5 protein-coding genes and 1 pseudogene are annotated in these 8,817 nt (G+C 41.8%); 1 reads left to right on the forward strand and 5 read right to left on the reverse strand.

What is annotated here, in order from left to right; genetic code table 11:
* Positions 1-358: 358 nt before the first annotated feature.
* The 5 genes from mpl to erpA all read right to left on the reverse strand — a co-directional run bounded on the left by mpl (position 359) and on the right by erpA (position 6,221).
* A complete protein-coding gene (gene mpl, locus PENNN9_RS00490) occupies positions 359-1,891 on the reverse strand; it encodes a UDP-N-acetylmuramate:L-alanyl-gamma-D-glutamyl-meso-diaminopimelate ligase (RefSeq protein ID WP_058367824.1) in 1,533 nt (510 codons plus the stop codon).
* A gap of 267 nt (positions 1,892-2,158) precedes the next feature.
* Positions 2,159-2,821, reverse strand: coding sequence for a copper resistance protein NlpE N-terminal domain-containing protein (locus PENNN9_RS00495; protein WP_156410047.1), 663 nt, complete (start codon positions 2,819-2,821; stop codon positions 2,159-2,161).
* Between the two features lie 433 nt (positions 2,822-3,254).
* Entirely contained in the window at positions 3,255-3,776 is a 522-nt protein-coding gene (locus PENNN9_RS00500; RefSeq protein WP_058367826.1) for a disulfide bond formation protein B, read from the reverse strand.
* A gap of 66 nt (positions 3,777-3,842) precedes the next feature.
* Entirely contained in the window at positions 3,843-5,417 is a 1,575-nt protein-coding gene (gene gshA, locus PENNN9_RS00505) for a glutamate--cysteine ligase (protein WP_058367827.1), read from the reverse strand.
* A 423-nt stretch (positions 5,418-5,840) separates the two neighbouring features.
* Positions 5,841-6,221 (reverse strand): iron-sulfur cluster insertion protein ErpA, encoded by a 381-nt coding sequence (gene erpA, locus PENNN9_RS00510; RefSeq protein ID WP_058367828.1) that lies wholly within the window; start codon positions 6,219-6,221, stop codon positions 5,841-5,843.
* Between the two features lie 472 nt (positions 6,222-6,693).
* Here erpA and PENNN9_RS00515 point away from each other — a divergent pair.
* A pseudogene (locus PENNN9_RS00515) lies at positions 6,694-8,716 on the forward strand (ATP-binding cassette domain-containing protein).
* Positions 8,717-8,817 lie beyond the last annotated feature (101 nt).

Raw genomic sequence — 8,817 nt, forward strand, 5'->3', positions numbered from 1 at the left:
TTTTATATTAATTTTTTCTTAAGTCTTTTTCTAATGTTGATAGCAGCATTGTAAACATTTAACGTCAAAATAAATAAGCGTAAAGTGTTACCAGTGTAAGCACTATGTGAGAAAAAACCACCATTTGCTATTTTGCAGATGAAATAAGTAAATGAAAGGTTACAAAAGTAATTACAGTAATACGGCAGTTACTAATATAGATTGGACTTTTGTCTATAAATTATAGAATAAAAGTCGAGTATATGGTGAGATAAAAAAAAGCGCTATTCTTATGGTTAAGAATAACGCTTTTAAATTTAGCTAAACCACCTATGTAATGCTATTTAATTACAATGAGTCAAAAATAAAATAGGAAGCTCTAAGTTTGAGCATTTAGCTCAGATAATGATGTTAATAGACGCTGATGAATACCTTCAAAGCCCCCATTTGACATAATAACAATCGCATCACCTGTTTGTGCATGCGTCGTAATATGCTCGATAATATCTTCTATACTATTTACAACCCGCTGATTATCATTATGTTCAGCACGCTCAATGACTTCTTGTAGCCCCCATTCAAGGCCAGCAGGCTCATACCAAATTGTGTGATCCGCTAACGCTGCTGATTGTGCCAGACTGTCCTTATGAATACCCATCTTCATGGTATTGCTACGTGGTTCGATAATCGCCCATAGCCGTCTGTTAGTGAGTTTCTTTTTGGCACCATCTAAGGTCGTCGTAATCGCTGTCGGATGATGAGCAAAGTCATCAAATACTAAAATATCGTTAACATCTCCGATTAACTCCATGCGACGTTTAATACCTGCAAACGCTGAGAGGGCGGCACATGCTGTCGTAATATCTACTCCGACATCATAAGCTGCAGCTACTGCAACTAGCGCATTATTAACGTTATGCATACCGCTCATCGACCAATCAACAGTAGCACTCGTTGATGGATCAGCGTTAAAGCTTACTTTGAACTGACTACCGTCTTCTGTCAACAGAGCTGCTTGCCAGTCACTTGTAATAGTCTCATTGGTAGCGCTTTTTGTATCGACTGCTTCAATATTCGTAAACTTCTGGTCCGTCACTGCGGTGCGCCAGACTGGCGTCCATACACCTTTAGCCAAGGTATCTTCTAAACTGGCGGTCGCTGCTGGCATGATAATCTTGCCAGCACTTGGAATCATACGTACCATATGATGGAATTGATTCTGGATAGCATTTAAATCAGCAAAAATATCTGCATGGTCGAATTCTAGGTTATTTAAAATAGCAGTCCGAGGTCGATAATGGACGAATTTTGAGCGTTTATCAAAAAACGCAGAATCATATTCATCCGCTTCTATGACAAAATACCCCGATGTTGCAGATGTTGTGCTATTACTTTCGATAGAGTTTGCAGCTTCATTGGGTACAGTAGCTGTGCCTAAATAACTGCTATGTGCAAATACGTTTTGTAGGCGCGCATCTGTCGTATCTACTAACGGCACACCGCCAATCAAAAACCCAGTATCGATACCTGCATAATGTAATACCCATGCCAGCATAGTCGTTGTGGTTGTCTTACCATGCGTACCAGCTACTGCCAATACATGTCGTGATTGCAATACTTGCTCAGAGAGGAACTGCGGCCCTGAAGTATATCTCATACCTTGATCAAGCATATACTCGACGACATCCATACCGCGCTTCATGGCATTACCAACGACCACCAAGTCAGGCGTTGGCTGCAAATGCTCTATAAGATAGCCTTCTTGGATAGTTACGCCAGCGTTTTGAAGCTGGGTCGACATAGGAGGATAGACACTAGCATCTGAACCTGTGACCTGGTGTCCAAGCTCTCGCGCCAACAAGGCCAATGAACCCATAAAAGTGCCACAAATACCAAGAATATGAATATGCATAGATGGTCCACGCTGTGATGATAAGAAATTAAATGAAGTCATACTGACAAGAATAAACAGTCAATAAATAAATTAAAAAAGATTCAGTATTTAACAGCTACTAACCTGTGTATTAATGTTAGCAGCGCTTATTGTAAAGTAAACACCAATAGATAACCGATAAAAAAACGCCCAACAAGTAGGCGTAAATAGTCGTTTAAACAGCTTCAATAAAGTTGCGACTATATTGTTACATATAGAGTTATATCCAGCACTATAAATGTCTGCTTATTTGAGTGACAAGGTGTAATCGGTGTTCAAAGTGTCATCATCATTTAGCATAACAAGATGATTGTTTTGAATACGGTAGCTCTCGATTTGATCATCTTCATAAACGATAGTGATAGTGTCATTGTCTTGACGATAGATACCATATTCAGTAAGGGGTACTTTGGGAGTGGTTGGGTTTTCATAGATGTTCGTCTTGGTGATTGTACCATCAGCGAACAAATTTAGTGTTACTGTCATACCAGAACAAAAAGAACATGGCAAAATACCTACATAATCACCAATCAAAGTCGCCTGTAAATCACTATCCATAGTGGCATTTGAAATCATCGGAGTACGACGACTCTGTACATTGGTGTCATGACTATCAGGTTCGGCTACTGCTAGTAAAGAGTCACCTTCATCAACGCTCACTATATCATCTGCTACAGCAACACTTTCACTATCACCATCTACCTGCATAGAATCATGCTTATTATCATGGCGGACTTTACTGTCAGTTAAAGATTGTTTTATTGATGCACTGTGAGCAGCTGCGGTAGTAGATGACTGACTATCACAGCCAATCAAAATCATACAAAGCGGCAAAGGCAACAAAAGGCTACCAAAGCGTTTGATTGAGGAGACCACCACAAGCGGGGTAGGGATAAATTGTTTCATCATATAAAAAAGAAAATAAAGGTTTATTTTATAATAAAAAAGCAAATTAGATATCTATCAATGTTTATCTCAATAGTAGCGTCAATAAGTCACGGCAACGTTGTAAAAACGTCACTGGTTTCAATTAGTTAAATGTATCTCTTTTTGTATTTTAATACTTATTAAACGACCGCTTATCTGCCTTAAATACCACTTCTAAGATAAGTTAGGTTGAAAGTAGTCAAATTTGACCGATAGACGACTATATAAGAGGAATAAACGCTAGGTACCTTAACAAACCGATATTACTCTTATGTAGATGTTTTGTTAGGAGTAAGTAAAGTTAAACGAGATGAATTCTTGGTTGAACGCCTAAGGTGTTTTACCATGAATACGTTACGAGAAAGGATAAAAAACAAGACACGAAAAAAGCACAACAATATTCAGGTTGCTATTATTAAGCTAGTGTCTTCACTGGGCGAAAAATACGCCACAATATCAATATATGTACCAACAACAAGATACTAAAAAATATTAATGATTGTTCAGGAATACTAAGTCCCATAAATGTCCAGTCGATAGTTGCGCATTCGCCTGATCCGGCAAACACTTCTTTTAGTACCTGCTGCATAGGCAAGGTATCGAGCCAGTAATCTAAACCTGGCCCACATGAAGGGACTTGGTCAGCGGGTAAGTGCTGTAGCCAAACATGACGCGCTGCTACGGTTGTAGCCCAGCCGATACCAGCTAAGCTACCAAGCCATAATATCAATCGTAGTCCTAGCGTTTTAGGGTTAAATAAAGCAGCTATTAACGCAAAAGCACCCATTACCATTAGACCAATACGCTGGAAAATACAGAGTGGACAAGGAGATAACCCCATATAACGCTGTAAAAAAAACAACGCATAACTCATACCAATCACGGTCATAAAAACCAAAAATACTTGTAAACTGCGATAATTGGTCAGTTTTTGCATTAGCGAGGTACTCTTATAGAATGATGTATTAATCAATATTATATATCAGTAGTAGTTAGTCATTTATTAACGATACTGCTGTAAAAAATCCATAAAACTTTCAGTCTCAGCTGTTTCAAGTTCCGCTTGCTGCAAGATAGACTTTTCAGCCAGTACTTCATATTTAGCTTGGGTATTTGGATTAAGCGTCTGCTGTAACAACGAATCACGATGTTGCTGCGCTAAGGTAAAACCAAGCTGCCATAGGCTCCCTAGACGTTTACTATCAGAATTTACTTGTGCAGAAATGGTTGACTCAGGATGTCCAGCCTTGCCTTGCATCAAAGCCACAGCCGTACGGTAGTCGTTGCCGCCATAATGTGAGTCGAGCAAAGCTGCAAGTGGCTGCATACGATCCAAATGTACAAGCATCCAGCTCTCAAGTAACTGCTCTTCACCATTATTTATAATATGTAAGCCTTCACGACGACCTTCGTTGACCACGCGCTCAAGATTGATGGCTAGCGCTTCTTCTTCATCAGGGAGCAGATCAGGTGAGTCGCTTAGTAGACAGTACAGGGCCATGACTTCTAAGAAACAGGCGCTAGAAAGACGAATACCAACATCGCTATAAGGATCGAGATCGATGGCGCGAAACTCAACGTAAGCTATACCGCGACGCTCAAGCGCTTCTGTTGGCGTCTCACCGCTCATCGCGATTTGTTTTGGACGAATAGGGCTGTAGTATTCGTTTTCTATTTGCAGTATGTGATTATTAATCTGGATAGGGTTGCCATCAGCATCGTCTAAGCCAAGCTTTTCAAAGCTCTCGTGCGGTGTCTGAATTGCACGGCGTAATCCTTTTATATACTCAGGCAAGTTGTTATAACGGATATCTAGCTGCTCTTGCACACTGTTGGTATAGCCAAGCTTGCCCATACGTAGGCTAGTGGCGGCAGGTCTATAGTAAGTTGAGTCATTTAGTAGCTCTAAATCATGCTCACGTCCCGCCACAAAGCAAGGACAAACGCTTGGACTGGCTCCTAATAAATACAGCACCAAGCTGGTCAAGCGCTTAAAGTTACGGATAAGGCCCAGATACTTTTCGTTCTTAAACTCTGTTAGCGTCTGGCTTTGTGCAGTGGGCGTCTTAGCCTGCCAAGCTTCAAATAAGTTATCGCCAAAAGATAAGTTATAATGTAAGCCTGCAATAGCCTGCATACGGCGACCATAACGAATACCAAGTCCACTACGATATAGTGTTTTAAGCTTACCAGTATTAGAGCTGCCATAATCGGCTAGTGGGATGTCCTCATCTTTAGAAGACAGCATGCATGGCATTGATAATGGCCACATCAGCTCACCTTCAGGCATGCCTTGATAGACCAACAAGTGCAGTTGGCGTAGCATATTTAAGGTTTCTTTGGGGGAGGTTTTGGGATCGGTGATGAGCTCAAGCAGGCTTTCTGAATAATCCGTGGTGATAAACGGATGGGTAAGCTTTGACCCAAGTTTGGTTGGGTGCGGTGTTTGTGCCAAAAAGCCATCTGGCTTAACGCGCAAACCTTCTTTTTCGATACCGCGGAGCATACCCGCTAAATGCTGACTGTCGAACCAATTTGGGATTTTAAAGCTCTCAAAGCTACTCGCAAAATTACTCATAATAGTCATCTATTGTTATTTATTATGGCGGATCAAAGCGCAACTGATGTTTGACCATAAAAGAGGTAGATATTAGGGTGAAGAATTCCGTCAGTTTAGCTCAAAGCTACTCTGAAAACCACGAACAATTACAAATACAATAAGCTTTATCCAAGGTTAACTTGACCAATTCTGACGAAAAAATTGGTTAGGAAATAATAGCAAAAAACTAAACTAATGGGTGCTAATTATATTCATTTATCTGCATTTATCTACATTTTTTCATTAAATGTGCAGTACTGTATCAGTTGCTTATTCGATTCAATCATACTAAAACACATAAGTTAAAACTTTAGACTAAAAAGCACCTAACAATAAGATAGGTGCCTAAGCAAAAAAATTTAAATAATAGCTACACTAAATCTTTAACATCAAAGCAATCATTTATATAGAGAACGATGAACCGCAGCCACAAGTAGTGGTCGCGTTTGGATTCGTCACGATAAAACGCGCGCCCTCTAAGCCCTCGGTGTAGTCAACTGTAGAGCCTTGCAGGTATTGATAGCTCATTGAGTCGACAACCAACGTCACGTCACCATTATCAAAGTTGGCATCGTCTTCGTTTAGGTCATTGGCGAAGTTAAAACCATAGGAAAACCCTGAGCAGCCGCCACCAGTCACATAGACACGTAACATCAGGTTGCTGTCACCTTCTTCTTCACGTAGGCGACGTACTTTTTGGGCGGCACTATCCGTTAAATTCAAAACAGTGGGATCTACGGGCTGGCTTGAGCTTGGACTAAATTGGGTGGCTGATTCGTTCATATCTACCTCAGTTGCTAGGATCAAATGCTATCGTCGTCCTGTTTGGGTTTGCAATCAAAAGTTTGCAAAAAAAGATACGTACGGCGTTTGATTCGATTGGGTGCTGTCATTATGGCAAAACTATTAAAGCATTATAAATATTATATTTGTACCATCACAACACTTTGGTTGTTGCTGGTATTTATCTTATTGCAGTATATCATAATGGGGGTGGCGTTGGATTTGTCAAGCGTAACGTTGGTTACCTTACCCTAACTCCCTACGGATAAGTATTTATCGTTCAAACGAGCCTCTATATTTAAGCCTATCATTATAAATAAGCTTGTCTCCATAAATTCGCTTGAATTTGAAATAGTTATTTAATCGTTTGCCTATCGGCTAGGCGTTTGAAATAATAGCCGCCAGTAAACATGCTAGTCGTGTATTTTTTATAGCCTTATGTTCTATATTATTATTGAGATGAAGAAACTATATGATCGAATTTAAAGACGTGAGCGTGCGCCGCGATGGGCGCGAGTTGTTTGCAGGGGCAAGCTTTCAGCTCCATCCGGGCCAAAAAGTAGGTCTAACGGGCAACAACGGCACAGGCAAGTCTACTTTATTTGCCTTGTTACTCACGCAGATGGGCGCTGGTGATACCGAAGTCACGCTTGATAAGGGCGAGGTGAGTATTCCTGACAGTTGGCAAGTTGCCCACATGGCGCAAGAGGTCGGTGCCAGTAGCCAAACAGCGATTGATTATGTCTTGAGCGGCGATGAGCAATGGTATGAGATTAACGCAGCTTTAAATGATTTAAGCGCCGTCAGTGATGAGCAGATTGGGGTTTTGCATCAGCAATTCGATGAAATTGATGGCTATCGTACACCGACCAAAGCGGCACAAATCATGGCAGGTCTTGGCTTTAAGACAAGCCAGCATGAGCTGCCAGTCGAAGGGTTTTCGGGCGGTTGGCGTATGCGTTTAAACCTTGCAAAGACTTTGATGAGCCGCGCGGACTTGATGTTACTCGATGAGCCGACCAACCATTTGGACTTGGATGCTATTTTATGGCTTGAAACTTGGATCAATGCTTTTACAGGTTTGGTTATAGTCATCTCACATGATCAAGCGTTTTTAGATGCGACAGTCGGTCATATCTTGCATGTCGAACAACAAAAAATCACCCTTTATACAGGAAACTATCAACAGTTTATCCGTACCCGTCACGAGCGCATGGCGCAGCAGCAGCAAGCGTTTGAGAAGCAGCAAGCCACCCGCGCACATTTAGATGATTTTATACGTCGCTTTCGTGCCAAAGCCAGTAAGGCTAAGCAAGCCCAAAGCCGTATCAAGCAGCTTGAGCGTATGGCAGAGCTGTCACCGATGATGGCGGACAATCCTTTCTCTTTTCGCTTCTATGAGCCAGCCAATATGAGCTCACCGCTAATTGAGATGACGCAAGCGGACATCGGCTATAGCGATACGCCGCTTTTGTATAACGCAAGCGTACAAGTAACGCCTGATACCCGTCTTGGTCTGCTTGGTATGAATGGCGCTGGTAAATCAACGCTAATTAAAGCCTTGGTCGGCGAGCTGAAAATTTTGTCAGGTACTTACCGCGTGTCCGATACCTTAAAACTTGGTTACTTTAACCAGCATCAGATGGATGCTTTAGATGCAGCGGCCACCCCGCTACAAATGCTGCGCCGCCTAGCGGGCAAGACATCAGACGCTGATTTGCGCTCGTTCCTTGGTAGCTTCGACTTTCGTGGGGATCGTATTGATACGCCAAGTAAGCTATTCTCTGGCGGAGAACGCGCGCGTTTGACGCTGGCTTTGATTGTCTGGCAGCGTCCAAACGTGCTGGTCCTTGATGAGCCAACCAACCACCTAGACTTACAAATGCGCCAAGCCTTAACTATCGCGCTACAAGGGTTTCAAGGGGCAGTGGTGCTGGTCTCACATGATCGTGAGCTAATCGCCAATGTCTGTGATGAGCTATATCTGGTACATGATGGTCGAATTGATGAGTTCGATGGTGATATCGGTGACTACGGTAAATGGCTGGCGGAAAAACGCAAACAAGAGAATTCCGCAGACAAAAATACGAGCAAGAAAAAAAAGTAAAAAAGAGAGTAAAAAATTTGTTTCACGTGAAACAGATAACAGTCTATTAAATAGTGCAGCATCTACTACCGCCCTAAAAGTCAAAACTGCTCAGCCTGCACTCAGTAAAGATGAACAGCGCAAGCTGGCTGCTGAACAACGTAAACTGACAGCGCCAATTCGTCGTGAGATTGAGAATACCGAGAAGACTTTAGCTAAGATTGATAAGCAACTAATAACGTTAGAAGAAAAGCTGGCCGACACTGATCTTTATGAAGAGAGCCGCAAAGCTGACTTGTTAAAACTGTTAGATGAGCAAAGTGCGCTACAGCAGCAGCATAGCGATAATGAAGAGAAGTTATTGTCATCGATGACAACATTAGAAGAAATGGAAGCAGGATTTGACTAGATGGCTTTGACAAGTTGCCAAACGGTTATTTGCTTACAATAGTCATTATAGTGGCTATAAAATAGTAGTAGCCATAAAAAAGGGAGAGCGTCGGCTCTCCC

It is taken from the genome of Psychrobacter sp. ENNN9_III, from assembly GCF_001462175.1.
Taxonomy (GTDB): Bacteria; Pseudomonadota; Gammaproteobacteria; order Pseudomonadales; family Moraxellaceae; genus Psychrobacter.

Bases quoted from the DNA above. Each gene is read 5' to 3' on its own strand.
- mpl (WP_058367824.1), bottom strand. From the start codon at position 1,891: ATGCATATTCATATTCTTGGTATTTGTGGCACTTTTATGGGTTCATTG.
- PENNN9_RS00495 (WP_156410047.1), bottom strand. From the start codon at position 2,821: ATGATGAAACAATTTATCCCTACCCCGCTTGTGGTGGTCTCCTCAATC.
- PENNN9_RS00500 (WP_058367826.1), bottom strand. From the start codon at position 3,776: ATGCAAAAACTGACCAATTATCGCAGTTTACAAGTATTTTTGGTTTTT.
- gshA (WP_058367827.1), bottom strand. From the start codon at position 5,417: ATGAGTAATTTTGCGAGTAGCTTTGAGAGCTTTAAAATCCCAAATTGG.
- erpA (WP_058367828.1), bottom strand. From the start codon at position 6,221: ATGAACGAATCAGCCACCCAATTTAGTCCAAGCTCAAGCCAGCCCGTA.